This window comes from Luteolibacter flavescens (assembly GCF_025950085.1).
In the GTDB taxonomy this organism is placed as follows: domain Bacteria; phylum Verrucomicrobiota; class Verrucomicrobiia; order Verrucomicrobiales; family Akkermansiaceae; genus Haloferula; species Haloferula flavescens.
The window spans coordinates 13,661-37,253 of sequence record NZ_JAPDDS010000011.1; the positions used below are offsets into that span (position 1 = coordinate 13,661).

Genomic DNA, 23,593 nt, shown 5'->3' on the forward strand with positions numbered 1-23,593 from the left:
ACGTATGGCGGAGCGTGAAGCTCCTGTCGCCCGCCCTCCTCGCCGCCACCTGTGCAGCGGCCACGGCGGGCTATGCGGTGCTTTTCCACGATGGCGAGGCGGCGCAATACCGGCTCTGGTATTACACGCCTGCCGCGGCATTGGGCGGGGCATTCATCGCGGAGCGCCTGGCGATGCCCGGAGGCAAGCGGGCATTCGGGGTCGATCTCGTGGTCGCGCTGCTCTGCCTCGCCCGACCACTGACCGGCCAGCCTCCCGTCTCCGGGCACGCGTGGTTCGCCGTTCATGCGCTGCTGACGCTGGAGGGGAAGTTTTCGCGGGCGATCGCCGGGGCCGTGCTGGCGCTGACGCTCTATGCGAAGCTGGTGCTGTGGAACGGAGACGTGACCCTCTGGCCCGGTTTGGCCGCAGGCATAGTCAGCGGCCTCCTCTGGCGAAAGTGGCAACGGAAGAATGAATGACTCGCCGCGACTGGACACCGGCGGGTAGCTGGCGAAACTCATCGGCGTGGACCGACTCCTGACGCTCGCCGAAGCCGACGCCCTCACGGCATCGCTGCGTCCGCTCGGCACGGAAGCGGTGGATCTCGCCGCAGCGCTCAGCCGCACCTTGGCCGCCCCTCTTGTCGCCGACCGGCCCTTCCCTCCCTACCACCGGGCGATGATGGACGGCATCGCCTTCTCCGCGGGCTCCTTGCCCCCCACAGGCCCGGTCACCCTTGCGGGATTACATGCGGCCGGTGTCCCGCCACCCGCGCCGCTGGCTCCGGGCCATGCTTGGGAAATCATGACCGGTGCCATCGTTCCCGATGACTGCGACACCGTGGTGCCCTACGAGGATCTGGCAGATGGGAGGCCCGCCGGGGATTTCGAGAAAGGACAGTTCATCCACGAGGCCGGCAGCGATGCCACGACGGGAGCCGTGCTGGTGGATGGTAGTTCGCGCATCGGCCCGGTCGAGATCGCCGTCGCGGCATCGGTGGGCGTCGGGCAGATCGAGGTCTTCCGCCAGGCTCGCATCGCCATCCTCTCCACCGGCGACGAGGCAGTACCGCCCGATGTCATCCCGCGGGCGTGGGAAATCCGCCGCTCGAATGGCCCCATGCTGGAGGCCATGCTCCGCCGCCGCGGCAATTCCGTAACCTTCCACGATCACGCTCCGGATGATCCGGAGATTTGCGGAAGGCTGCTCGATGCCGCGCTCGCGGAGTGCAATGTCCTGCTGATCTGCGGAGGCATTTCGAAAGGAAAGAAGGACTTCATCCGGGGCCTGTTAGAGGAGCGTCTGGGCAAGCCTGCCTTCCATGGCGTCGAACAGCGCCCGGGCAAGCCGCTGGCATTCTGGCAAGGACCGCCGGTCGTCTTCGCGCTGCCGGGCAATCCCGTCTCGGTGCTCGCCACCTTCACCCGGCACGTCCTGCCAGCACTCGCACGACTCGAAGGCAGGGAATTCATTCCCGCCAAAGTGAGCATGAACGAAGCTCTGAAATGCCTGCCGAAATTCTCATGGCTGCTGACCGTGGCGAGCGGTCCGGATGGCACGCTGCGGGCTCTTCCTCCGTCAAATTCCGGCGACTTCATTTCGGTGGCAGGGGCCTGCGGTATCATCGAGGTTCCACCCGCCAGCTCGCAAACTGAGTTCAAATTTTTCCCATTCCCCGGTTTCCCATAATCAATTTCCCATCTCCGCCCGTGTCCCTCACCCACGTCAACGAACAGAATCAGGCCGCGATGGTGGACGTGTCGGCCAAGGAAATCACCGTCCGCATCGCCACCGCCGAGGCACGCGTCACCGTGAACGAAACGGTGGCTGCGCAATTCGACGGACGTGATTTCGTTTCGAAAAAAGGTCCCGTTTTCCAGACCGCGATCCTCGCCGGAACGATGGGGGCAAAGCAGACCTCCGCGCTGATCCCGCTCTGCCATCCGCTGCCGCTGGACTCATGCAAGTTCGAGGTGGCCTTCGAAGGACGCGAGGCCGTCATCCGCTGCACCTGCAAGACTACCGGCAAGACCGGCATCGAGATGGAAGCGCTGACCGGGGCGAGCGTCGCCGCCCTCGCCTTCTACGACATGTGCAAGGCGCTCGATCCCGCGATGGTCATTCACGGCGTGCGCCTGCTGGAAAAGACCGGAGGCAAAAGCGACTACCGGGCCGAATCCCCATGACCACCCTCATCCTCATCGGCGGCAAGAGCCAGCGCATGGGCCGCGACAAGGCGACCATCGAACGGCCCGACGGCGTCCGCCAGATCGATTGGCTGGCAAGGCTCGCCACCCTCACCGGCGGCGAGGTCTTCCTCTCGATGCGCAATGACTCCGCGCCGCCGCTCGATCTCCCGGTCGTGACCGACGAGGTCGCGGGAGGCGGCCCGCTCGCAGCGCTGGCCGCGATTCACAACTGCAAGCCGGATGGTCCGGTGCTGGTGCTCGGCTGCGATCTCTTCCTGCTCGATGAGGCGACCGTGGCGCATCTCCTCACGCACCGCGATCCCGCTCGTCACGCGACCTGCTTCGCAAACCGCATCGACGGCTGGCCGGAGCCGCTCTGTGCCATCTACGAGGTTTCTGGTATTTCGAAGGCAGCCGGAGTGTTGGCGCGGGGCGAATACTGCGCCCGCCATTTCCTCGAATCGCTCGATCCCCTCGTGCTTGAGCTCCCCCACCCGGCGGCGCTCGACAATGCGAACACGCCGCAGGAACTCGACGAGTGCTTCGCGAAGCTCCGGCACGGCGTGACGCCGAAGACAGTGCAGGTGCTCTACTTCGCCAAGCTCCGCGAGTCGCGCGGACTGGATGAGGAGAAGGTGGAAACGCTCGCCTGCACGCCCGCCGGGCTCTACGAGGAGCTTCGCTTCCGCCATCGCCTGCCCTTGGAAATCGGCAGCCTCCGCGCCGCCCGGAATGGCGACTTCTGCGAGTGGAACGACCCGATTTCCGATGGCGACGAGATCGTTTTCATCCCCCCTGTAGCCGGAGGCTGAGCCATGTTTGCCATCGTCACCGATCCCATCGACCCCGGCGCGCTGCGCGAACTCGTCCTCGATCCCGCCGCGGGAGGCTTCTGCTCCTTCGAGGGCTGGGTGCGGAATCATCACCAGGGACGCGCCGTGCATGCGCTGGAGTACGAGGCCTATCGTAGTTTGGCCGAGAAGGAAGGCACCCGCATCCTGGAGGAGGCGAAGGAGCGCTTCGGCATCCACCACGCCGTCTGCCAGCACCGGGTGGGCGCGCTGGGCATCGGGGAGCTGGCCGTGGTCGTCTGCGTCTCGTCCTCGCATCGCGACGCCGCCTTCGATGCCTGCCGCTACATCATCGACGAGGTGAAATTCCGCGTGCCGATCTGGAAGAAGGAACACTTCGCCGACGGCACCTCCGGCTGGGTCCGCTGCGACCATTGCCACGAGGCGGGCCACCGCCACGGGCATCACCATCACGGGTGATGGCATTTGTATGACAACTTCAGCAAGGAACCGCTTGCCGCGACGCTCCTTCCTGCCATCGTCAGGCCTACCAAGAACCCATGGCCTACCTCGACGAATCGTTCCTCCTCCACTCGCCGACCGCCCGCCGCTTGTTCCATGAAGTGGCGAAGGATCAGCCGATCTTCGACTACCACTGCCATCTCTCGCCAAAGGAGATCGCGACCAATCACCGCTGGAAAAACCTGGCCGACATCTGGCTGGGCGGCGATCACTACAAGTGGCGGCTGCTGCGCGCCAATGGTATCGACGAGGAATACATCACCGGGTCCGCCTCACCGCGCGAGAAATTCCAGGCATGGGCGGAGACCGTCCCCTACACGCTGCGGAATCCGATCCACCACTGGACGCATCTCGAGCTGCGCCGCTACTTCGGCATCGAGACCCTGCTGAGCCCCGCCACCGCGGACGAGATCTGGGAGCAGGCAAATGCCCGCCTCGCCGAGCCTGACTTCTGTGTCCACGGCATCCTGGACAAATTCCGCGTCTCCATGGTCGGCACCACTGACGATCCCGCGGACCCGCTCGACCATCACGAGGCCATCGCCAACAGCACCCTGAAGACGAAGGTGCTTCCCACCTTCCGCCCCGACAAGGCATTCGCGGTCGATCAGCCGAAGGCCTTCAATGCCTGGATCGAGAAGCTGGAGGAAATCACCGACTCCGGCATCCATCACGTGTCCGACCTTCTGCAGGCCCTTCAGAAGCGTCACGATGATTTCCACGCCGCCGGATGCCGCCTCTCCGACCACGGGCTGGAGCGCTGCCCCGCCCTGCCCTGCGACGACGCGGATGCCTCGATCATCTTTGACAAGGCACGCCGCGGCCTGCCGGTGACTGCGGAGGAAAAGGAGAAATTCACCTTCTTCCTCATGGTCTTCTTCGGCCAGCAGGATGCGGCGAAGGGCTGGACGAAGCAGCTCCACCTCGGACCCTTCCGGAACGTGAACCCGCGGATGTTCGAACGGCTCGGCCCGGACGCCGGATTCGACACCATCGGTGACGAGCGCCAAGGGGCCGCCCTCATCACCTATCTCGGCACGCTCGCCGAGCGCGGCAGCCTGCCACAGGTGATTCTCTACAATATCAACCCGCGGGACAATTACCTCTTCGCCGCGATGACCGGCGCCTTCCAGGACGGCAGCGTCGCGGGCAAGATCCAGTTCGGCAGCGGCTGGTGGTTCCTCGACCAGAAGGACGGCATGGAGCTCCAGCTCAATGCCCTCTCTTCCACCGGACTCCTGTCGCGCTTCGTCGGCATGCTCACCGACTCGCGGTCGTTCCTCTCCTTCCCGCGCCACGAGTATTTCCGCCGCATCCTCTGCAACCTGATCGGTTCCGAGGCCGACCGCGGCGAATTACCGGACGACTTCGATGCGCTCTCGAAGCTCATCGCCGACGTGTGCAGCGGGAATGCCAGCCGGTACTTCGGCTTCTGAGCAATCGCCTACCCCGGCAGCTTCACCTTCAGCCATCGCAGCAGGAAAGTCGCAGCGATGGCCACGCATCCCCACGTGAGTGGCCACCGGAAATCAAGTTCCAGGTCCGGCGATAGCAGTCCGATGAGCCAAAGCAGGATGGCGAGATAACCGGCGGCGGCGATGCAACCGACCACCGGAAGGATCAACTGGCGAGCCGGATGGAGGGGCTGTGAAACCAGCCATGACGAGGAGAAAGGCACATCGCTCTGCCTGAGATGCCCCTCAAGCCACGCCGTCCCGCAGAGCATGACGAGCAACACGAGAAAAGCTCCCATTCCCAGCACACCGGGCACCAAGGAAATTGGAAAAGCATCCGGTGATTTCCCCCCTTCACTCAGCATGGCCAAAGTAGCCAGCCCGGCCCCGACCATCGGTAGCAGCAACATGAACGCTAGCACCCGCAAGAATAGCAGCGTCAGCCGCAGGCCGAACGGCAGCTTTTCCACGACGATCTGGGAGTCGGAGAGTGGGTCATCCATGCAGTGGGTGCGCTTTCTTTGAAATCTTGTGAGTCCGATCTTCACGGACGATGCCCGGAAGGGTCATTGGGCACGAGTTATTTCCGCGATTGCACGCTGCGCAATGAGGCCGATTGGAGCGCCACAAAATCGGGAAATGCTGTTGCAAACCCATCTCAATTGCCGAATCCTAACCCCGATGGCGCTCGCAACGGCCCAGGACCTGGAAAGCGACAGCCTGCTCAGCCTGAGCCAGGCCAAGGTGGGCTGTGACTTCCAGATCAAGCTCCTGAAAGGCCCGGCCTGCGATCAACTCCGCAAGCTCGGCTTCTGCGAGTCCCTCCAGGTCCGCAAGCTGGCCGACGGCCGCAATCTGATCTGCTCCGTGTGTGGCACCCGTCTCGCCCTCAGCCGTGAGCTGGCCAGCCAGGTGATGGTCGCCGTCGCCTGATTTTTTCTCCGATGTCCGGTTCCCTCGAAACCGTCGCCCTCGCCGGCAACCCCAATGCCGGGAAAACCACGATCTTCAACGCCCTCACCGGCTCGAACCAACAGGTCGGCAACTATGCCGGCGTCACGGTGGAGCGGAAAAGCGGCGAATTCTTCACCCCGCACGGGAAGAAGCTGCGCCTGGTGGACCTGCCCGGCTGCTACTCGCTCGACGGGGGCAGCCCTGACCAGCAGATCGCCCGCAAGGTGCTGCTCGGTGAGTTGGAAGGCGAAGAGCGCCCCGACCTCGTCGTCTCGGTGGTGGATGGATCGGCGCTGGAGCGTCACCTGCAGCTCACGCTGGAAGTCATCGAGACCGGCCTGCCTGTCGTCGTCGCGCTGAACATGGTGGACGTCGCCGAAAGCACCGGCATCCGCATCGACGTCCAGAAGCTCTCCGAAGAACTCGGCGTGCCGGTCGTGCCGATGCAGGCGAATGCCGGCAAGGGCCTGCTGGATCTGAAACAGGCGATGCGCCACCCCTTCCCCGTCCCCGCCAAGGCGGACTGGACTCCGGAAGAACGACAGAAGCGCGTGCTGCGGATCTGCGAAACCGCTGCAAGACGCCGCGACTCCTACAGCGCGACCCTCACCGACCGGGTGGATGCGGTGCTGCTCCATCCCATTTTCGGGTGGGGATTTTTCCTCGCGATCATGTTCTGCCTCTTCTGGACGATCTTCGCGATCGCCGACATCCCGATCGGATGGATCGAGGGCGGGACGGAAGTGGTCGCCGAGTGGGTCAGCGCGAAGATGCCGGAAGGTGATCTCCGCTCGCTGATCGTGGACGGCGTGGTCAATGGCATCGGTGGCGGCGTGCTCGTCTTCCTGCCGCAGATCGTCATGCTCTTCTTCCTCATCGGGCTGCTGGAAAGCTCCGGCTACATGGCGCGCGCCGCCTACCTGATGGATGGCATTATGGCGAAGTTTCGCCTGAGCGGACGCTCGTTCCTCCCGGTGCTCAGCTCGTTTGCCTGCGCCATCCCCGGCGTCATGGCGACTCGCACCATCGACTCGCCGAAGGAGCGGCTGGCCACGATCTTCGTCGCGCCGTGGATGAGCTGTTCGGCGCGTATCCCGGTTTACCTCACTCTTGTCCCGCTGCTCTTCACGGACATGACCAGCGTCCAGAAGACGCTGATCTTCATCGGAATCTACCTCACCGGCCTGATCACCGCGCTCATCGTCGCGCGGCTGCTGCGCGGCCGCATGGGCGAGGACAAGGTGCCCAATCACTTCCTGCTGGAGCTACCTCCCTACCGCGCGCCGCAGTGGGGCTACATCTTCCGCCACGTCCTCGGTCGGGCGGGTGCCTTCCTGAAGAATGCGGGCACCATCATTCTCGCGATCTGCATCATCCTCTGGGCTCTGAGCACGTATCCGAAGACCGACTCGGAAGATCCCGCCGAAGTGCTCGCTCACAGCGCGATGGGCCGCATCAGCCACGTCGTCGAGCCGCTGGTGAAGCCGCTCGGTTTCGACGGCCGCACCGGCACCGCCATCCTCACCTCCTTTGCTGCCCGAGAGGTCTTCGTCACCTCCATGACCCAGCTCTTCCATGTCGAGGAGTCGGAGGATGAGGACGAGACGCTGACGAATCTCCAGAACACGCTCAGCGCCGCCACCTGGCCGAATGGCGACAAGATGTTCACCCTGCCCGCGCTGCTGGCATTGCTCGTCTTCTACATCTACGCCTTGCAGTGCTTGCCGACTTCAGCAGTCGTCGCGCGTGAAGCGGGATCGTGGAAATGGGCCGCCGGGCAATTCCTCTTCATGAGCGGCTTTGCCTGGGTGGCGGCCTTCATCGTCTTCCAAGTCACCAAGCTATTCCTCTGAGATGGACGACTGGCAGACATGGGCCGCCGTGGCCCTCGTGGTGATGGCCACCTTGTTCCTCGTTCGCAAGGCGACCGGCGGCGGGAAGAAAAAGAAGGGCTGCGGCAGCAATTGCGGCTGCGGGAAGTAACCTGCTCGCCCGGGAGAAACCCGCCCCTTTCAAGCGGCCTGATAGAGCAGGATGGCGCTGCTGCCATACTCGCGCCGCTCGGTCAGCACCCAGCCGGGACCTTCCGGACTGCGGGTGGAGGTGGAGCACTCCGCGATGAGGTAGCCACCGTCGGCGAGGCGTTCCAGAAGCGCAGGTTTCGCAAGCAGCTCCTTGAGGTGATCCCGGTCGAGGGAGGTCTTCGCATACGGCGGATCGGCGAAGATCAGGTCGTAGCGTCCGATGTCGCGGGAGACCCAGGCATGCACGTCGGAGCGCACCACGCGCCCGCCTTCGAGTCGCGCCTTGGCCAGGTTTTCGCGGATCACGGTCTCCGCCTGGCGATGCTCATCGACAAAGACGCACGAAGCCGCACCGCGGCTGAGCGCTTCCAATCCAAGCGCACCCGACCCCGCGAAGAGATCCAGCACCGTCGTCCCCTCGACCTGCGGGCCGAGGATGGAGAAAACCGCCTGCCGGACAAAGTCGGTCGTCGGCCTTGCCACTGCCTTCGGCACCTTGATGGCCAGCCGTCCTGCTTTTCCCGCGATGATGCGCACGGGCGCTTCATGCCAAGCCGGAAGCGCGGGGGCAATCCCTCATGTCGTTCCCATCGACGGCGGGAGCTTGCCTCCGAATGACCGCTCTGATAGCAGCCGATGATCCCAAAACCCAACCCTTCCATGAAAACCGGACTTCTATTCATCTCTGCGGCATCCAGCATTCTTCTGGCCTCATGCAGTTCCACCGTCCCGCTCACGGTGGCAAACCAGCAGGATCTGGAGAAAGCGACCTGGATCACCCTTGAGACCAAGCGGGTCGTCATGAGCAAGGACTCCGGGATGCGGACCGGGGTGATGCCGCAGCAGGAAGCGGTCGCCGCTTTCAAGGAAGCATCAAGGGTCCGGGGCGCGAAGAGCGAGAGCATCCATCAGGACAAGGCGATGGTCCGGGGCGGGCGCATGGTGTCCGGCTTCGCCAACAACCACTTCCCCCACTACGCATTCGGAGAAACCTGGATGGGCACCCAGCGGGAGGTCCAGCTCCAGACCACGAAGCACGGCATGGAGGCCGTCGTGTCCTACGACCATCAGGTCCTCGCCCATCCCTCGGGCGAGCTGTCGGAACTGCAAAAACCGCTATCCGGAAAGGAGCAGGTGGCCACCTACATCCCCGCGAAAAAGATCAAGGAAGCGGTGAGCTTCGCTGGCGGCGAGTCGAAGGCGTCCGTCCGCGTCAGGACCGCCGGCTTCAAGGGAAGTATCCCCTACGGCTCGGCCCTCGTCCTGAAAACGAGCGGCTCCAGCACGATGACCGAATACGTGATGTTCACCTTCTCCTTCGAGTAACCGGGCAATCCCCGCAGTAAACAAAAAGCGGCCCGCACAGGATGCGGGCCGCCTTGAGAAGCGGAGTGGCTGCAAGATTGATCCGCACTCGGGGTGCGGACCAATAACTTAGCGGAGGACCTTCAGCTTGCCGACGCCGTAGACGGCGTCGTTGCCCAGCTCTTCCTCGATGCGGAGGAGCTGGTTGTACTTTGCAATACGGTCCGAGCGGCTCATGGAGCCGGTCTTGATCTGGCCGCAATTCGTCGCGACGGCGATGTCGGCGATGGTGTTGTCCTCGGTCTCGCCCGAGCGGTGCGAGAGCACGGCGGTGTAGGCGTTTTCCTTGGCCATTTCCACGGCGTCAAAGGTCTCGGTGAGCGAGCCGATCTGGTTCACCTTCACGAGGATCGAGTTCGCGGTGCCGGTGGCGATACCCTTCGAGAGGAACTCGACGTTGGTGACGAAGAGGTCGTCGCCGACGAGCTGGGTGGTCGCACCGAGCTTGTCGGTGAGGATCTTCCAGCCTGCCCAGTCGTTCTCGGCGCAGCCGTCCTCGATCGAGATGATCGGGTAGTTGGCCTGCAGGCCGGCGTAGTAGGCGACGAGCTCTTCCGCGCTCTTCACCGACTTGTCGGACTTCTTGAAGACGTAGGCGTTCTGCTTGGCATCCCAGAACTCGGAGGAGGCGACGTCGAGCGCGATGGCGATGTCCTCGCCGAGCTTGTAGCCTGCCTTCTCGACAGCCAGGGCGATGACGCTGAGGGCGTCGTCCGCGGAGGCGAGGTTCGGGGCGAAGCCACCTTCGTCACCCACGGCGGTGGAGAGGCCGCGGTCGTGCAGCACCTTCTTCAGCGCGTGGAAGATCTCCGCACCGTAGCGCAGGCCTTCGCGGAAGGTCGGAGCGCCGACCGGCATGATCATGAATTCCTGGAAATCGATCGGAGCGTCGGAGTGCGCGCCGCCGTTGATGATGTTCATCATCGGCACGGGCAGGACCTTTGCGTTCGGGCCGCCGAGGTACTTGTAGAGCGGCAGGCCGGTCGCCTGGGCGGCAGCCTTTGCCACGGCCATCGAGACCGCGAGGATGGCATTGGCACCGATGGACGACTTGTTCTTGGTGCCGTCGATCGCGATCATGGCGGCGTCGATCGAGGCTTGGTCGGTGGCGATCATGCCGCAGAGTGCGGGCGCCAGCTTGCCATTGAGGTTTTCGACGGCGTTCAGGACGCCCTTGCCGAGGTAGCGGGACTTGTCGCCGTCGCGGAGTTCGCAGGCTTCGTGCTCGCCGGTCGAGGCACCGCTGGGCACGGCGGCGCGGCCAACGACACCGCATTCGAGGATGACGTCGGCCTCGACGGTAGGATTACCGCGGGAGTCGATGACCTCGCGGCCGCGGATTTCAACGATGGTGGTATGTTCCATGGTAGTAGAATTGGAGAATTGTTGAGAGAGGAGCTGGCGTTGGAAATTACAGTCAGGTTGCGGCTTCGACACGTCTTGCCGCTCACGGACTATTCAAGTTGATCCAGCTCCTTGTCGTTTTGACCGGGCTTTTTGGCTGCATCCGGAGACTTCTTGCCGAATTTCGAGTCGAAGCGGTCGATCTCGGACTGGGGAATCGGCATGAGCTTGTTGAAAGCCTCGGCGATTTCCTTTCCGTGGATCTCAATCCACGCAGCACGATCCGGATATCCGAATGCGAAATTCCCGCATTTCCAACAGAAGCTCGATTGGAAGATGATCTTCTCCCCAGCAGTGATTCTCACTCCATGTATCGGCATGTGGCAGAAGGCGCCACCTCCAACATCACCTTGGACTCCAACCACCTTCTGGAGCTTCGGAAGGAAGTCCAGCTTCTGGTCGTCAGTGAGAATCGCGCGTTTTAGAATCTTCGATTTAGCGCCGTAAGGAATGATCGGAAATTCATCTTCCTCCAATCGGGTGTCCCAATAGAGGAAATCCGATGGGGTCGGTTCCGTCTCGAAATCCAGAAGGTAAACTTCGATCGTCTCTCCTTTCGAAAGAGCCGCGGCAAAATCCCGCCTGTAGTCCGAATCGATCTTTGACTTCGCTTCGTAGAACCGGGATTCGGCCTCCGAAATCTCCTTCTCGGCATCGCTTTCAGCGAATGCTCCCGAAAGGGAGATCGCGCCAGCGAGAACAGAGATGAGGAGACTTCGGCACATTTCGAATTTTCAGGGATTCACCGCGGTGATCGACTGGATGGTGTAGGAATGCGTGACCTCGTGCTCGTCGCGGACCTGCACGGCGTCTCCCGGTTTCTTGTTGAGCAGGGCGGCACCCAGCTCGGACAGGTAGGAGAGTTCCGCCTTCTCGGGGTTCGAATCCCACGCGCCAAGCACGGTGTAGGTCATTTGTTTGCCATCCTCCGCCACGAGGTTGACGATGGTGCCGATGTTCACCGCGGAGGCGTCGGCCCCCTTGAAGTCGGTGCCGCGGGCGCGGGAAATGTCGCGCTGGAGCTCGGTCTTGCGGTTGTTGAGGTACTTCTGGTGATCCTTCGCGGACTTGTACTCGAAGTTCTCGCGGAGGTCGCCGTATTCGCGGGCGATGGAGATGTCCTTCGTGTTCTGCGGGATGCGGTTCCGGATGATGTCGTCCAGCTCCTCCTTCTTCTTCTCGAGGCTGGGCCAGGAGACGAGCAGGTCCTGCTCCTTCTTCGCACCGTAGCCGGCGACGAGTTCGCCGGTCTCCGGGCGGGCCTTGATCACGCGGGCCATCAGGCTCTTGCGGTCGAGGTCGCTGAAAACCGGGCACTCCATCAGGCGGCGGCCGAAGTTGCGGGCCTCGTTCACGTCCATCGAACCGACGATGTCGCTCAGCAGCACCTTGTCGTCCGAGAGCATCGACTGGAGGCGCGTCGTCTTGCGCGGTCCGTCGCTGAGGTGGTCGGTTTCGAGCAGGTTCAGGATGCACGCACCCACTTCATTGCTGAAGATGCCGGAGGCGGTGGTGTCGCGCTCGCGGCAGACCCAGATGAGGGCATCGGTGCCGAGCGAGCGGCGGGCCAAGGCGGAGACCAGATACTCGGAGAGGCGCTTCATCTCGCCGCGCTCCTCGAGGAGCTTCGCGATTTCGGCGACGCCACGGGTGCCGACCTTGTCGAAGATGTAGGTGAGCACATCGACCCAGCGTTCACCGAAGGCGGCCGGGAATTCCTCGTAAATCGCGCGCTGGCGTGCGGAAGCGAGGCCATTGAGTGCGTCGGCGAGGCGATTCTCCTCGGAGGCGAGCAGGTCGGAAAGACGAAGCGATTCGGCAGGCAGCTCGATATCGTCAAAGGCGCGCACCATTTCATCGCGGGCCGAGAGCAGCTCGAGAGCAGGCCCGAGGGAGATGCGGACGTTTTTCGCCGCGGTCTCATTGATGCCGGAAAGCAAGCGCTGGAGGGACGCGGTGTCCGCCTTGAAAAGGGCGAGATCGCTGGTGATCGCTTCCAAGGCCTTCGCCATCGACTTCAGGTCGCGGGCTTGCTCGAAGTCGGACACCAGTGCCTGGGCCGGACTGAGATCGCCGGAGCGAAGCGAAAGCGGATCCGTGCGGCGGGACGGGACGACCACGCGCTTGCTCTCGCGGAGGGAGCGCTTGGCGGCCTCCCACCACTTGCGGAAGTCATCGGCAGGGATGACGACGCCGGAGAGCTCCTTTTCGAGGGCGTCGACGGTCATGGTGCCGCCATGGCTGGCGAGAAGGTGGATCACGAGCTCGACGGGATCGCTCTTCGAAAGGGCGCGCAGCTCTTCAAGCTGCTCGACCTTCTTCGCGCGAAAGTCTCCCGGATCGAGCGGTTCGGTCCGCTGGATCGCGAACTGGAGGTCCATGGTCTGGCCGCTGCTTTGCTCGAAGTCGATCGTGACCTTTTTCGACGGAAGGTCCCAGCTGATCACTTTCCCTGCGCCCCAGGCCTTATGAAGACAAAATTGCCCGGGGGAGAGCTGATCGAGTCGATTTGCAACGGCTTGGTTGATTCTTCCGGCTTCAAGCAGTTTCTCCAAATCGGGATGCATGCCGGGGCAAAATGAGAACCAGCACCCGTTTGTGCAAGGTTTCATGCTGATCAATTCAGGCAGCAAACGCGTTGGCGGGCCTTTATTCCCTCTCTTTTTGCCCCCGCCCACGGAAAGTCGCGGCATTTCGGGCCCACTTGGCCGACCGGGCCACGTCCGTGAAGGAGGGCTTCTCGACCGGCGGAAATGCCCATGATAGTTCCTGCGCGGAAAAACGGCTTTTTCGACTAGCGCGCCGCGTGGGGAAAATCCAAGTTTCCGCCGTGGCCGCAAGCGCACCCGCGGCCGGTTGATTTTTCACTCTCGATCATGAACCTCACGCTGAAGGTCTGGCGCCAGAGCGGTCCTAACGACAAAGGCCGCATCGAAACGTATCCCGCCAACAATATCCCCGAGGAAGCCTCCTTCCTGGAGATGCTGGACATCGTGAACGAGGAGATCGTGATGTCCGGCGCCGAGCCGATCCACTTCGACCACGACTGCCGCGAGGGAATCTGCGGGATGTGCTCGCTGACCATCAATGGCGTGCCCCACGGCAAGGAAGGCGGCATCACCACCTGCCAGGTCCACATGCGGAAATTCCGCGACGGTGACACCATCTGGATCGAGCCCTTCCGCGCGAAAGCTTTCCCGATCATCCGCGACCTCATCGTGGACCGCGCCGCCATGGACCGCATCATCGCGGCCGGCGGCTACGTCGATATCCGCACCGGCTCCGCGGTGGATGCGAATTCCATCCCGATCGCCAAGGTGGATGCCGACACCGCCTTCGACGCCGCCGCGTGCATCGGCTGCGGTGCCTGCGTGGCCGCATGCCCGAATGCCAGCGCCATGCTTTTCGTCTCCGCAAAGGTTTCCCACCTCGGCCACCTGCCGCAGGGTCAGCCGGAGCGCAACAAGCGCGTGCTGGCCATGGTCGGCCAGATGGATGCCGAGGGCTTCGGCAACTGCACGAACCACTACGAGTGCGAGGCAGCCTGCCCGAAGGAAATCAGCGTGGACCACATCGCGCTGATGAACCGCGACTACGCCAAGGCGATGCTCGCGGAACAATTCTGCTCATAAATGATCCTCCCCCTCGGCCTCGCGCTCACACTGGCGTCCGGAGTTGCCCCGGCGACCGCGCGGTGGGCGCAGGCTCAGGAAAGGCGGATTTTGAAAGAGGGCGTGCCCCTTGCGGCGGAAGGCCTGGCATTCGCCGCGGAGCTACAGATAGAGCGCCCGGAAGAGGTCCGGGTGCTGGAGGTGAATCCGATTCCCCTGCCCTTCCCCCGCCCCTTGGTAAGGCTGGCTGGCCGCTGGGGTCTGCCGCTTTTCGAACCCGGCGGGATGGCACTCGGAAAAGGGATCTATATCCTGGAAGGAAATTCCCGCGTGCTGCGCCACGAGCTTGTCCACGTGGCCCAGTACCAGCAAATGGGCGGCATCGGCCCCTTCATGCGCCGGTACCTGATGGAATGCCTCACCCACGGGTATTTCGACGCCCCGCTGGAAGTGGAGGCACGGGAGAGGGAGTAAGGCTGATCCTTCCGGATCAAGAGTGCCACTTCTCCACGTCAAGTCCCTGCACCCGGCGGAACTCATTCAGGTTTCCCGTTACCAAGGTCCAACCGTTCGCGCGGGCGATACCTGCGATCAGGTAGTCAATCGACCCGATTGGCGTGCCCGTTTTCTCCAATTCCGCCCGGACCTTGGCGGCTTCGATAGCCTCCTTGCTCTCAAACGGAGCGATCGGGCAAAGAGCCAAAAGATTATCAACGGCTTTCCGCTTCTGCGATACGTCGATGGTGGCCTTCTGAAGTCCGACCTCCAACTCATAGACAGTCATGATCGAAACCCGCACTTCGTCCCGACGACACCCGCGGAGCTTCGCCAGAACTTCCGAATCGCCCCGCACCAGGCGGATGCACGTGTCCGTATCGAGCAAGTGCATCGCTCAAATCTCCACCGGTTTCGAATCCGCCAGCCGGTCGGGCTGCTCCAGTTCTCCGATGACGGGAAACATCGCCTCCAGATCGCTCGGCCAACCATTGCGATCCAGAGGCGTGATCACAAGCATACCGTCCTTTTCATCAATCATCACGTCGCCCACTGGCAGTGAATATTTCTTGGGAAGCCGCACTGCGAGGCTGCCTCCGTTTTTGAAGACCCGCGTCTTTTCCATAAGCGGAATCTACCATGCTCCAACCGAAGGCCAACACAATACATCATTCAAGGTGTATCGATTGACCGACAGTGCAAAAAGCTCGCCCAGAACACCTCTCCCCGGCCTTGCCACTTGGCAGGGTCTGTGCTTTTCTCCGCACGTCGCAGGTATTTAAGTTTCATTAAACACCTGAAAGCTTCCCCCTCAGGCTTTCGTAGCTCCCGTGGCTTTTCCGATGTTTCTCCGGCGCACTTTCGCACTCCTCGCCCTGTTCACCACAGCGGCCAGTGGCCAAGCCACGCCTGATCCCGGCGAGATCACGATGGCGAGCTGGCCGTCGCTTTCACCCGATGGGAAGACGATCGCCTTTGAGTGGCGTGACGACCTCTGGTCGGCCCCGGTCGCCGGTGGCATGGCCGAGCGGCTGACCGCCCACCCGGCCCGCGACTCCTTCCCGGTGTATTCGCCGGATGGAAAGACGCTCTACTTTTGCTCCACCCGCGCGGGATTCCTACAGCTCTTCTCGATGCCCGCAGGCGGCGGCCCGGCCACGCAGCACACCTTTCACTCCGAGGGCGCGAGCCTGGAGGACATCACGCCGGATGGCACCAAGGCCCTCGTCCGCGGCCTGCGGGACGAGCCGGGATTCCGTCCGGAGCGCCTGATCGAGATCGACCTCCGCCGCGAGACCCCAGAGCGCTACCTCTTCAATGAAAAGGGCCAGTCCGCGCACTACTCGCCGGATGGCAAGCAGGTGCTCTTTTGCCGCGAGGGCGAGCAACTCTATCGCAAGGGCTACCGCGGCCCGCGCGCGTGCTCGATCTGGCGCTACGATATCGACTCGAAGACCTTCACGCCGATCGTGAAGGAGGAAACCGAGTCCCGCTCGCCGCTCTGGTGGCCGGACGGGAAGGGCTTCTACTACGTCTCCGAGCGTGACGGCACCTTCAATCTCTGGAGCCGGGACTTCACCAGCGGCGAGGACAAGCAGCTCACCACCTTCAAGGACGACGGCGTCATCCGGCCGAGCATCTCCGAAGATGGATCGGTGCTCCTTTTCCGCCGTGGCTTCCACCTGTGGACGCTGAAGCCCGGAGGAAAGCCGGAGCAGCTCAAGATCCGCCAGCAGGAGGACCTGCCGGACACCACGAAGGAGCTGCGCAAGATCACCGGCACGGTGGACGCGGACTTCTCGCCCAGCGGCCTGGAGATCGTCTTCTGCGCCGAGGGCGAGCTGTGGACCAGCGATACCGTGATGCGCGAGCCGAACCGCCTGACGCACACTGACGCCCGCGAGGAAGATGCCGTCTTCTCGCCCGACGGCCAATGGATCTACTACCGCAAGGACGACGGCATCGATTGCAATATCTGGCGCGTCCGCCGCAAGCAGGAGAAGGAATACTGGTGGCGGGCAGGAAGCTTCGAGCACGAGCAGGTGACGAAGGGCAACGAGCCGAAGCGCCGCATGAAGCTCAGCCCGGACGGCAGCCGCATCGCCTACATCTCCGGCGGCGGGGATCTCTGGGTGGCGGAATCCGACGGCTCCTCGCCCGAGCTGCTTTTCAAGTGCTGGGATGCACCGACCTTCGATTGGTCGCCGGATTCCGGCTGGCTGGTCTTTGCCGCGCAGGACCAGAATTTCAACCGCGACATCTACATCATGCCTGCGGATGGCTCCATCGAGCCATTCAACCTGTCGCGTCACCCGGACTTCGAGGGTTCGCCAAAGTGGTCGCCGGACGGTCGCCGGATCGCCTTCACCGGCCGCCGCCTGAACAACGAGATGAGCCTCTTCTTCGTCGATCTGAAGATCGAGGAAGCCGTGCGCTCGACCCGTGACCGCCGCGAGATCGATGCCGAGTCGGCCATGCGCGACGACCCGCTCTATCGTCTGGAAGAGGGCGACGAGGACGAGGCCGATGAGGCGGAGGAAGAAAAGACCGCCACCGAATCGATCCCGAAGACCGCTGTCGCCGAGGAAACGCCGCTGTCGGAGAAGCCGAAGCGCAAGCGGATGAGCATCGACTTCGAAGGACTAAGCGACCGCATCGTGCGGCTGAATACACGGGGCATCGAGCCCGAGCGCCTGATCTGGTCCGGCGACTCGAAGACCATCTTCTTCCAGAGCAAGAACAGCAGCACCGACAAGCTCTTCCGGATCGAGGCCCGGGACGGCGCGTCCATGGCGGAGGAAGCGGACTTCCGCGCCCTGCCGGTCCGCATCGACAAGGACGGCACCTCCTACTGGGTCGCCGACCGGGCACCGGCGGTGCTGAAGAAAGGAAAGCTCACGCGCTACCCCGTCTCCGCCCGCCTCGTGCGCGATCGCGTGGCCCACCAGCGGCTGTGGTTTCGCTCCATCTGGCGGACGCTTCGCGATCGCTTCTACGATCCATCCATGAACGGCCGCGAGTGGGACAAGGTGCTCGCAAAGTATGAAGATGCCGCCGCGCACGCACCCGATTCGCCGACCTTCGACGGCATCGTCGGCATGATGCTGGGCGAGCTGAATGCCTCGCACCTCACCTTCATCTCATCCGTCTGGCCGAAGCCGTGGGAAAACGAAGGCGCGGAATTCCTCTCCACCCGCCATCTCGGCATCCGCTTCCAGCGCCACGGAGCGGGCGATCCCCTCACCGTCGCCTCCGTCATCGCGGGCAGCCCCGCCGCGCTGTGCAAGCCACCCGTCCAGCCCGGCGACACCATCGTGAAGATCAACGGACGTGCCATCGATGGCTCGATGCCCGTCCACCGCTTCATGAACGGCCGCCTCGACCGCGACGTCTCGCTGGTGATCCGCGACCAGTCCGGCAAGGAGCGCACGCACAATCTCAACCCCATCAGCTACCTCCGCGCCCGTAACCTGGCCGAGGCCCAGGTGGTGACGGACAACCGCAAGCGCGTGGAAGAGATTTCCCAAGGTCGGCTCGGATACGTCCACATCGCGCGGATGTATTGGGATGAGTTCGAGCAATTCGAGCGCGAGATCTACGCCGCGGGCCATGGCAAGGAAGGCCTCATCATCGACATCCGCGACAATGGTGGCGGCTTCATCACGGACCACCTGCTGACCGTGCTCTGCCAGCCTCGCCACGCCGTGACGATCCCCCGCGGTGGCGGCCCCGGCTACCCGCAGGACCGCAAGGTGTATGCCTCCTGGCACAAGCCACTGGTGGTGGTTTGCAACCAGAACTCCTTCTCGAATGCCGAGATCTTCGCCCACGCGATCAAGACCCTGAAGCGCGGACCGCTGGTCGGAGTGACCACGGCGGGCGGCGTGATCTCCGCGTCGCGCGACCGCATCCTCGACGCTGGCACCCTTCGCATCCCCTTCCGCGGCTGGTTCGCGCCCGACTCCGGCGTGGACATGGAGATGAATGGCGCGGTCCCGGACCACGTCGTGTGGCCCGAGCCGGGCCAACTGATCGCTGGTGAAGATCCCCAGCTCCAGAAGGCCGTGGACGTGCTGCTCAAGGACGTGGACGCCGCAGAGAAGGATGACTTCACGCCCCGCTACCGCAGCGGCTACACGCCGGTGGAAGGTGAGCCGGTGAAGTGAGACGCCCGCCCCCGGCCTACTCCACGGTGATCTTGAAAAAGCGCTTCGCCGTGGATGCCGGGAGGGTGTGGCTCGTCTCATTGGCCAGTCCTTGGACGGTGGCCACCTGCACGAACGCTCCATCGAGCGTGTCCGAGGCCATGATCCTGTAGCTCTTCCCGGCGACGCTGTTCCAGGAGAGTGTCACTTGGCCCGGACTTGAGGTTCCCGGTCCTTGCACGGTGGCGCGGAAGAAGGATGCGCCGGAGTTGGGATTTGTACCTGCGACGTACTCGTCCTTGTTCGACTGGCCGTCCTTGTCCCGGTCTTCGTTGGCATCGGCTGGATTGGTAGGGTTCAGGCCGTTCGCCCTTTCCCATGCGTCCGGCATGCCGTCGTTGTCCTCGTCGGGATTGGTGGATCCACCTCCCGGAACGTAGTCGCCCAAGGACGGCACTCCGCTGGAGATCGCATAGACCCGCTGCGTGGCGAAATCGAATCCCGCTCCGCCCCCGTCAACCGCTTGCCCCTTGTTGTCTATCCATGTGAACGCCCAAGTCATCTTGGAATACTTGAGACCGATCATGAATACCGGCACGTCGCCATCCCTCATATCTCCCTTCACCGACGTGATGAAGGTGTTCTCGAAATTCAGCTCGGTCATCACCGAGAGATTGTGTGGCGGCGATGACGAAGGCTGCACCACGTGGAGCTTCAGGTGCATGCGACTTCCCTTGGTGCAGGCGTTCATCAGGTCTCCCACGCTGCGGTCCACACGCAACATCAGGGAGCACTCGCCTGCGGTCTCCCCCTTGACCGGGGTCCCCGTTCTGAGTGAAGACTCGTTTCCCGTCCCTTGCTCGAAGCCCACCAACTCCACCCAGGAGTGGGTCGCATCCGTATCCACAACCGCACCGGACGCATCCTTCATGGAAAGGAAGACATCCGCCGCCGAGGCAGGCATCGCGGCATGGCACAGCACGCCGACCATGGCGGCAAGAACGCTCGCTCCGGCCCCGTGTCCGGGAACCGATCTGGAGATCCGTGTGATCATGGCAGACCCGGGATCAGCTCGCGAAAGTCGGGGCATTCCTGGTGAAGCTCCAGGTCGATACCCCGGCGGCAACCGGTGCCCCGGAAGTCGGATTCTGACTGAAGAAAGATATGCGCTGCGCGGCGTAAATCAGGACCACATCTTCGGATGGCTCATCCTCGATGCTTAGCCCGATCTTCGTCGGGATGGCGATCTTGAGCTCCACTTTGAGGTAGATCTCGCTCTTGTTGTTAAAAGGCCGCGTATAGACGATTTCGGCAGTGTCCCAGTGACCACCGGTGACACAGGCGGTCATGATCGCGGCACTTGCCGCGTTGGGAGTCTTCGCCAGCTTGACAGGCAGCGCCGCGGGCTTGCCGGCAGAGCCGCCACCGGTCGCGAAATTGACCGTGTTCTCCGTGCCGAAGGAAAACGACTGGAGCTCGAACCAGCCATCCGTGCCCTTGAAGGTCGCATTGCGACTGTCGCCGACATAGGCGGGCACGCCTTGGCCCGGTCCTTGGAAACGGATGAAAATGTCGGCCTGCGCCTGGGAAAGGGTGAGCACCAGCGACGTGATCGCGATGACCGGCAAAAAAGGGAGCGACTTCATAAAGGATGGCATTGCCTATCAGGCCGATGACTGATGGTCAACCAACTGAGAAGTTATCTCAAACGGGCAACCTGCACGACATCGATCCTGGGGCTTCTCCCTCCCCCGCTGATTACGGCCCGTCCACGGCACGGAATCGGCTTCCGCTCCGCCCCATCGGAACTACCCTGCTGGCCATGACCGACCGACGCCGTTTCCTTGTCCTCTCCGCCTCGGCGCTTGCCTTGGCCGCCTGCTCCGAGAAGTCCTCCTCGGGCGGAGGCAATGAGCTGCGCATCGGCATGGACCTCACCTACCCGCCGTTCGAAATGCAGGACAAGGCGGGCAACCCGGACGGCGTGGGCGTGAAGATCGCCGAGGCACTGGCCGCGAAGCTCGGACGCCCGCTCAAGATCGTGCCGATGCAATTCTCCGGCCTCATCCCTGCGCTCCAGACCGGGAACATCGACCTCATCCTGTCCTCGATGACCGCCACCGACGAGCGCCGGAAGTCCATCGACTTCACCGATCCCTACGCCTTCACGGGCCTCGCCATCCTGGTGCAAAAGGATTCCGACATCCAATCCATCGACGACCTGAAGAAGCCCGGCCTCTCTCTGACTGCGAAGACCGCCACCACCGCCCAGATCTGGATCACCGATCACCTCCCGTCCGCGAAGCTCGTCGTCTTCGAAGACGAGGCGTCCTGCGTGATGGAGGTCGCCCAGGGCCGTGCCGATGCCTTCATCTACGATCAGCTCAGCATCTACCGCTACTCGAAGGAGAACGCCGGGACCACGCGCGGGCTGCTGAAGCCCTTCGTGGAGGAGTCCTGGGCACTCGGCGTCGCGAAGGGCAATGACGCGCTACGCGAGGAGGTGAATGCCTTCATCAAGGGCTTCCGCGACGAAGGCGGCTTCGAAAAACTAGGAGCGCAGTACTTGCAGGACGAAAAGAAGTTCCTCGAAAGCGAGGGCATCCCGTTCATCATCCGCTGAGGACTCCGTGACGCGCCGCCAGCAGATCGCCAATGCCCTCGTCGCCGTCGTCATGGCGGCGGGCTTCGCGTGGCTGTGCGTGACCATCTTCGGCAGGCTGGGCAAGCAGACCGACTGGACGAAGGCGTGGGAATACCGCGAGTCCCTGTGGCGCGGATGGACGCTCACGCTGGGGCTCTCGCTCGCCTCGCTGCTGGGGAGCGTGATCTTCGGCCTGCTCTTCCTGCTCGGACAGCGCTCGCCCCTGCCGGTGATCCGGAAGACCTGCCGCGGATTCCTGGAGTTCGTGCGGGACACGCCGCTGCTGGTGCACCTGCTCTTCGGCTACTTCGTGATCTTCGCGCCGCTGCTGTCGAGGCCGCTCGCCGCACAGGGATTTGAGGACAAGGTGATCATCGGCGGGCTGCTGCTCTCGCTCTTCGGCGGAGCGTATCTCGGGGAGATCTTGCGCGGCGGGGTGGAGAGCATTCCAAAGACGCAGTGGGACTCGGCGCGCGCGGTCGGCTTCAGCCCGGTGCAGGTCTATCGCTACGTCATCTTCCCCCAGGCGCTGCGCCGCGTGCTACCGGCCGTGGCGGGCCTCTTCGTCTCGCTCATCAAGGACTCCTCCCTGCTCAGCGTGATCGGCGTGTCGGAGTATTTCTACAATACCAAGAACTTCATCTCCCGCTCCTATGCCGGGCTTGAGGGCTATGTGCCGCTCGCCCTCGGCTACCTCATCCTCACCCTGCCGGTCGCGTGGTTGTCCCACTGGCTGGAAAAACGCTTCCGCGATGAAACTTGAAGTCGATCGCGTGACGAAACGCTATGGTGCCACCCGGGCACTCGACGGGCTCTCGCTGCACCTCGCCTCGGCGCGCGTGCTGGTGCTGATCGGCCCCTCCGGCGGCGGGAAGAGCACCCTGCTCCGACTGCTGGGCGGGCTCGAAACCGCCGACGAAGGCTCCGTGCAGGTCAACAGCCACCAGCTCGTGGCAAGTGCGACGGCGCTCCAGTCCTATCGCCGCAAGAACGGCTTCCTCTTCCAGCAGTTTAATCTGTTCCCTCACCTGAGCGCGAAGCGGAACATCACGCTGCCGCTGGAAAAGGTCCACGGACACACGCCCGAAAAAGCACGCGAACTGGCCGAGCAGGCGCTGCGGCGCTTCGGCCTGCTGGAGCATGCGGACAAGCTTCCCTCACAGCTCTCCGGCGGCCAGCAGCAGCGGGTCGGCATCGCGCGGGCAGTGGCGTTTTCTCCGGAGGTGCTCTTCCTCGACGAACCGACTTCGGCGCTCGATCCGGAGATGACGGCGGAAGTGCTGGAGCTGATCCAGGAACTCGCGGAAGCCGGGCAGGACATCATTCTCAGCACCCATGAGATGGGCTTCGCCCGTGCGGTGGCGGATCAGGTCGCCTTTGTCGCCGCGGGCAAGATCGAGGAGTGTCGCCCGCCGTCGGAACTCTTCGACGCGCCCGAATCGGCGATCTGCCGACGCTTCCTGTCAAAGGTGATGCGCTACTGAACCACTGTTCATCCGATCAATTTCCTGCTTGCCACGCGAATTGTTCCAGTGAACAGTTCCAGTGCAGTCATGAATACGGAAATCGCCATCGACCCCCAGCGTCTCCCCCAGCTTCCGATTTATAAACCGAACAGCCGCGGGACCGGAGGCGTGATCCGCTTCGGCCTGAATCCGGCGAAGTCCGCGCTCTTCGTCGATGCAGCGGCGCAAGTCGGCGACAAGCAATTCGATTGGGAGCGAAAGCTGACGATGAAGTGGGGCTTCTCCGACATCGGGGCCGCGCTCTCTGTCCTGCAGGGCCGGCAGAACGAGGCGAAGCTCTTCCACCAGTCGGAGAAATCGAACAGCGCCTTCGAGATCCTCGCGCGGAATGACCCGGACCGCGCGCCCTATCTCATGAGCCTGTCACGGCAGGACGTCGCGGACAGATCGGTGCGTAAGGTGACGATCCCGCTCACCCACGCGGAGGCCTCCATGCTGGAGGCGGCACTACGCGCTGCCATCGGACGGTTGCTGGCGTGGTAGCGTC

General features: G+C 63.2%; 26 protein-coding genes. 17 read left to right on the forward strand and 9 right to left on the reverse strand.

From position 1 onward, the window contains the following. Positions 1 to 14: 14 nt before the first annotated feature. The 6 genes from OKA04_RS17670 to uxaC all read left to right on the forward strand — a co-directional run bounded on the left by OKA04_RS17670 (position 15) and on the right by uxaC (position 4,920). Entirely contained in the window at positions 15 to 461 is a 447-nt protein-coding gene (locus OKA04_RS17670) for a hypothetical protein (RefSeq protein ID WP_264502525.1), read from the forward strand. Between the two features lie 46 nt (positions 462 to 507). Next, positions 508 to 1,671, forward strand: coding sequence for a molybdopterin molybdotransferase MoeA (locus OKA04_RS17675; protein ID WP_264502526.1), 1,164 nt, complete (start codon positions 508 to 510; stop codon positions 1,669 to 1,671). Positions 1,672 to 1,691: 20 nt separating this feature from the next. Then, positions 1,692 to 2,168 carry a cyclic pyranopterin monophosphate synthase MoaC gene (gene moaC, locus OKA04_RS17680; RefSeq protein ID WP_264502527.1) on the forward strand — a complete coding sequence of 159 codons (477 nt, stop codon included), beginning with the start codon at positions 1,692 to 1,694 and terminating at the stop codon, positions 2,166 to 2,168. Next, a complete protein-coding gene (locus OKA04_RS24780) occupies positions 2,165 to 2,983 on the forward strand; it encodes an NTP transferase domain-containing protein (protein ID WP_264502528.1) in 819 nt (272 codons plus the stop codon). Before moaC ends, OKA04_RS24780 begins: the two co-directional genes overlap by 4 nt. A gap of 3 nt (positions 2,984 to 2,986) precedes the next feature. Next, on the forward strand, positions 2,987 to 3,442 hold the full coding sequence (locus OKA04_RS17690; protein ID WP_264502529.1) for a molybdenum cofactor biosynthesis protein MoaE: 456 nt from the start codon (positions 2,987 to 2,989) through the stop codon (positions 3,440 to 3,442). Positions 3,443 to 3,522: 80 nt separating this feature from the next. Then, on the forward strand, positions 3,523 to 4,920 hold the full coding sequence (gene uxaC / locus OKA04_RS17695) for a glucuronate isomerase (protein ID WP_264502530.1): 1,398 nt from the start codon (positions 3,523 to 3,525) through the stop codon (positions 4,918 to 4,920). Positions 4,921 to 4,928: 8 nt separating this feature from the next. Here the strand turns inward: uxaC and OKA04_RS17700 are convergent, their stop codons facing one another. After that, complete coding sequence (locus OKA04_RS17700; protein ID WP_264502531.1) at positions 4,929 to 5,441, reverse strand: hypothetical protein; 513 nt, start codon at positions 5,439 to 5,441, stop codon at positions 4,929 to 4,931. A gap of 178 nt (positions 5,442 to 5,619) precedes the next feature. Between OKA04_RS17700 and OKA04_RS17705 the strand changes: the two genes are divergently transcribed. Genes OKA04_RS17705 through OKA04_RS17715 form a run of 3 tightly spaced genes read left to right on the forward strand, consistent with a single transcriptional unit; the run spans position 5,620 to position 7,875 of the window. Next, entirely contained in the window at positions 5,620 to 5,871 is a 252-nt protein-coding gene (locus tag OKA04_RS17705) for a FeoA domain-containing protein (protein WP_264502532.1), read from the forward strand. An 11-nt stretch (positions 5,872 to 5,882) separates the two neighbouring features. Further along, positions 5,883 to 7,745: a ferrous iron transporter B gene (gene feoB / locus OKA04_RS17710; RefSeq protein WP_264502533.1), complete on the forward strand. Its 1,863-nt coding sequence runs from the start codon at positions 5,883 to 5,885 to the stop codon at positions 7,743 to 7,745. A 1-nt stretch (position 7,746) separates the two neighbouring features. Further along, entirely contained in the window at positions 7,747 to 7,875 is a 129-nt protein-coding gene (locus OKA04_RS17715) for a hypothetical protein (protein WP_264502534.1), read from the forward strand. Between the two features lie 29 nt (positions 7,876 to 7,904). Here OKA04_RS17715 and rsmD read toward each other — a convergent pair whose 3' ends face one another. Then, complete coding sequence (rsmD, locus tag OKA04_RS17720; protein WP_264502535.1) at positions 7,905 to 8,453, reverse strand: 16S rRNA (guanine(966)-N(2))-methyltransferase RsmD; 549 nt, start codon at positions 8,451 to 8,453, stop codon at positions 7,905 to 7,907. A gap of 123 nt (positions 8,454 to 8,576) precedes the next feature. Between rsmD and OKA04_RS17725 the strand changes: the two genes are divergently transcribed. Further along, complete coding sequence (locus OKA04_RS17725; RefSeq protein WP_264502536.1) at positions 8,577 to 9,242, forward strand: hypothetical protein; 666 nt, start codon at positions 8,577 to 8,579, stop codon at positions 9,240 to 9,242. Between the two features lie 108 nt (positions 9,243 to 9,350). Here OKA04_RS17725 and eno read toward each other — a convergent pair whose 3' ends face one another. From eno to OKA04_RS17740, 3 genes are all read right to left on the reverse strand, one after another. Then, positions 9,351 to 10,646, reverse strand: a complete 1,296-nt coding sequence (gene eno, locus OKA04_RS17730; protein WP_264502537.1) for a phosphopyruvate hydratase — start codon at positions 10,644 to 10,646, stop codon at positions 9,351 to 9,353. A gap of 89 nt (positions 10,647 to 10,735) precedes the next feature. Beyond that, complete coding sequence (locus OKA04_RS17735) at positions 10,736 to 11,410, reverse strand: hypothetical protein (RefSeq protein WP_264502538.1); 675 nt, start codon at positions 11,408 to 11,410, stop codon at positions 10,736 to 10,738. Between the two features lie 9 nt (positions 11,411 to 11,419). Continuing rightward, the gene (locus OKA04_RS17740) at positions 11,420 to 13,132 is read right to left on the reverse strand and encodes a GreA/GreB family elongation factor (protein WP_264502539.1); all 1,713 of its coding nucleotides are present in this window, start codon (positions 13,130 to 13,132) and stop codon (positions 11,420 to 11,422) included. A gap of 429 nt (positions 13,133 to 13,561) precedes the next feature. Between OKA04_RS17740 and OKA04_RS17745 the strand changes: the two genes are divergently transcribed. Together OKA04_RS17745 and OKA04_RS17750 are read left to right on the forward strand one after the other, a co-directional pair. Next, positions 13,562 to 14,317: a succinate dehydrogenase/fumarate reductase iron-sulfur subunit gene (locus OKA04_RS17745; protein ID WP_264502540.1), complete on the forward strand. Its 756-nt coding sequence runs from the start codon at positions 13,562 to 13,564 to the stop codon at positions 14,315 to 14,317. After that, positions 14,318 to 14,770, forward strand: coding sequence for a hypothetical protein (locus OKA04_RS17750; protein WP_264502541.1), 453 nt, complete (start codon positions 14,318 to 14,320; stop codon positions 14,768 to 14,770). Positions 14,771 to 14,786: 16 nt separating this feature from the next. On the opposite strand, the gene OKA04_RS17755 is transcribed toward OKA04_RS17750, so the two are convergent. Next, positions 14,787 to 15,185: a PIN domain-containing protein gene (locus OKA04_RS17755; protein ID WP_264502542.1), complete on the reverse strand. Its 399-nt coding sequence runs from the start codon at positions 15,183 to 15,185 to the stop codon at positions 14,787 to 14,789. A 3-nt stretch (positions 15,186 to 15,188) separates the two neighbouring features. Then, positions 15,189 to 15,416 carry an antitoxin gene (locus OKA04_RS17760; RefSeq protein ID WP_264502543.1) on the reverse strand — a complete coding sequence of 76 codons (228 nt, stop codon included), beginning with the start codon at positions 15,414 to 15,416 and terminating at the stop codon, positions 15,189 to 15,191. Between the two features lie 217 nt (positions 15,417 to 15,633). On the opposite strand from OKA04_RS17760, the gene OKA04_RS17765 reads away from it, so the two are divergent. Then, positions 15,634 to 18,957, forward strand: a complete 3,324-nt coding sequence (locus OKA04_RS17765; RefSeq protein ID WP_264502544.1) for a S41 family peptidase — start codon at positions 15,634 to 15,636, stop codon at positions 18,955 to 18,957. Between the two features lie 16 nt (positions 18,958 to 18,973). On the opposite strand, the gene OKA04_RS17770 is transcribed toward OKA04_RS17765, so the two are convergent. Both OKA04_RS17770 and OKA04_RS17775 read right to left on the reverse strand, forming a co-directional pair. Further along, complete coding sequence (locus OKA04_RS17770; protein WP_264502545.1) at positions 18,974 to 19,990, reverse strand: type VI secretion system tube protein Hcp; 1,017 nt, start codon at positions 19,988 to 19,990, stop codon at positions 18,974 to 18,976. Between the two features lie 13 nt (positions 19,991 to 20,003). After that, on the reverse strand, positions 20,004 to 20,582 hold the full coding sequence (locus OKA04_RS17775; RefSeq protein WP_264502546.1) for a type VI secretion system tube protein Hcp: 579 nt from the start codon (positions 20,580 to 20,582) through the stop codon (positions 20,004 to 20,006). Positions 20,583 to 20,758: 176 nt separating this feature from the next. Between OKA04_RS17775 and OKA04_RS17780 the strand changes: the two genes are divergently transcribed. From OKA04_RS17780 to OKA04_RS17795, 4 genes are all read left to right on the forward strand, one after another. Beyond that, positions 20,759 to 21,559 (forward strand): transporter substrate-binding domain-containing protein, encoded by an 801-nt coding sequence (locus OKA04_RS17780; RefSeq protein WP_264502547.1) that lies wholly within the window; start codon positions 20,759 to 20,761, stop codon positions 21,557 to 21,559. A gap of 7 nt (positions 21,560 to 21,566) precedes the next feature. Then, complete coding sequence (locus tag OKA04_RS17785) at positions 21,567 to 22,343, forward strand: amino acid ABC transporter permease (RefSeq protein ID WP_264502548.1); 777 nt, start codon at positions 21,567 to 21,569, stop codon at positions 22,341 to 22,343. Then, positions 22,333 to 23,064, forward strand: a complete 732-nt coding sequence (locus tag OKA04_RS17790) for an amino acid ABC transporter ATP-binding protein (protein ID WP_264502549.1) — start codon at positions 22,333 to 22,335, stop codon at positions 23,062 to 23,064. Before OKA04_RS17785 ends, OKA04_RS17790 begins: the two co-directional genes overlap by 11 nt. Before the next feature lie 69 nt (positions 23,065 to 23,133). Next, entirely contained in the window at positions 23,134 to 23,589 is a 456-nt protein-coding gene (locus OKA04_RS17795) for a hypothetical protein (RefSeq protein ID WP_264502550.1), read from the forward strand. Positions 23,590 to 23,593 lie beyond the last annotated feature (4 nt).

Bases quoted from the DNA above. Each gene is read 5' to 3' on its own strand.
- OKA04_RS17780 (WP_264502547.1), top strand. From the start codon at position 20,759: ATGACCGACCGACGCCGTTTCCTTGTCCTCTCCGCCTCGGCGCTTGCC.
- OKA04_RS17725 (WP_264502536.1), top strand. From the start codon at position 8,577: ATGAAAACCGGACTTCTATTCATCTCTGCGGCATCCAGCATTCTTCTG.
- OKA04_RS24780 (WP_264502528.1), top strand. From the start codon at position 2,165: ATGACCACCCTCATCCTCATCGGCGGCAAGAGCCAGCGCATGGGCCGC.
- OKA04_RS17690 (WP_264502529.1), top strand. From the start codon at position 2,987: ATGTTTGCCATCGTCACCGATCCCATCGACCCCGGCGCGCTGCGCGAA.
- OKA04_RS17760 (WP_264502543.1), bottom strand. From the start codon at position 15,416: ATGGAAAAGACGCGGGTCTTCAAAAACGGAGGCAGCCTCGCAGTGCGG.
- eno (WP_264502537.1), bottom strand. From the start codon at position 10,646: ATGGAACATACCACCATCGTTGAAATCCGCGGCCGCGAGGTCATCGAC.
- OKA04_RS17700 (WP_264502531.1), bottom strand. From the start codon at position 5,441: ATGGATGACCCACTCTCCGACTCCCAGATCGTCGTGGAAAAGCTGCCG.
- OKA04_RS17770 (WP_264502545.1), bottom strand. From the start codon at position 19,990: ATGATCACACGGATCTCCAGATCGGTTCCCGGACACGGGGCCGGAGCG.
- OKA04_RS17790 (WP_264502549.1), top strand. From the start codon at position 22,333: ATGAAACTTGAAGTCGATCGCGTGACGAAACGCTATGGTGCCACCCGG.
- OKA04_RS17795 (WP_264502550.1), top strand. From the start codon at position 23,134: ATGAATACGGAAATCGCCATCGACCCCCAGCGTCTCCCCCAGCTTCCG.
- OKA04_RS17750 (WP_264502541.1), top strand. From the start codon at position 14,318: ATGATCCTCCCCCTCGGCCTCGCGCTCACACTGGCGTCCGGAGTTGCC.
- OKA04_RS17765 (WP_264502544.1), top strand. From the start codon at position 15,634: ATGTTTCTCCGGCGCACTTTCGCACTCCTCGCCCTGTTCACCACAGCG.
- OKA04_RS17735 (WP_264502538.1), bottom strand. From the start codon at position 11,410: ATGTGCCGAAGTCTCCTCATCTCTGTTCTCGCTGGCGCGATCTCCCTT.
- feoB (WP_264502533.1), top strand. From the start codon at position 5,883: ATGTCCGGTTCCCTCGAAACCGTCGCCCTCGCCGGCAACCCCAATGCC.
- OKA04_RS17775 (WP_264502546.1), bottom strand. From the start codon at position 20,582: ATGAAGTCGCTCCCTTTTTTGCCGGTCATCGCGATCACGTCGCTGGTG.
- uxaC (WP_264502530.1), top strand. From the start codon at position 3,523: ATGGCCTACCTCGACGAATCGTTCCTCCTCCACTCGCCGACCGCCCGC.
- OKA04_RS17755 (WP_264502542.1), bottom strand. From the start codon at position 15,185: ATGCACTTGCTCGATACGGACACGTGCATCCGCCTGGTGCGGGGCGAT.
- OKA04_RS17705 (WP_264502532.1), top strand. From the start codon at position 5,620: ATGGCGCTCGCAACGGCCCAGGACCTGGAAAGCGACAGCCTGCTCAGC.
- OKA04_RS17715 (WP_264502534.1), top strand. From the start codon at position 7,747: ATGGACGACTGGCAGACATGGGCCGCCGTGGCCCTCGTGGTGATGGCC.
- OKA04_RS17745 (WP_264502540.1), top strand. From the start codon at position 13,562: ATGAACCTCACGCTGAAGGTCTGGCGCCAGAGCGGTCCTAACGACAAA.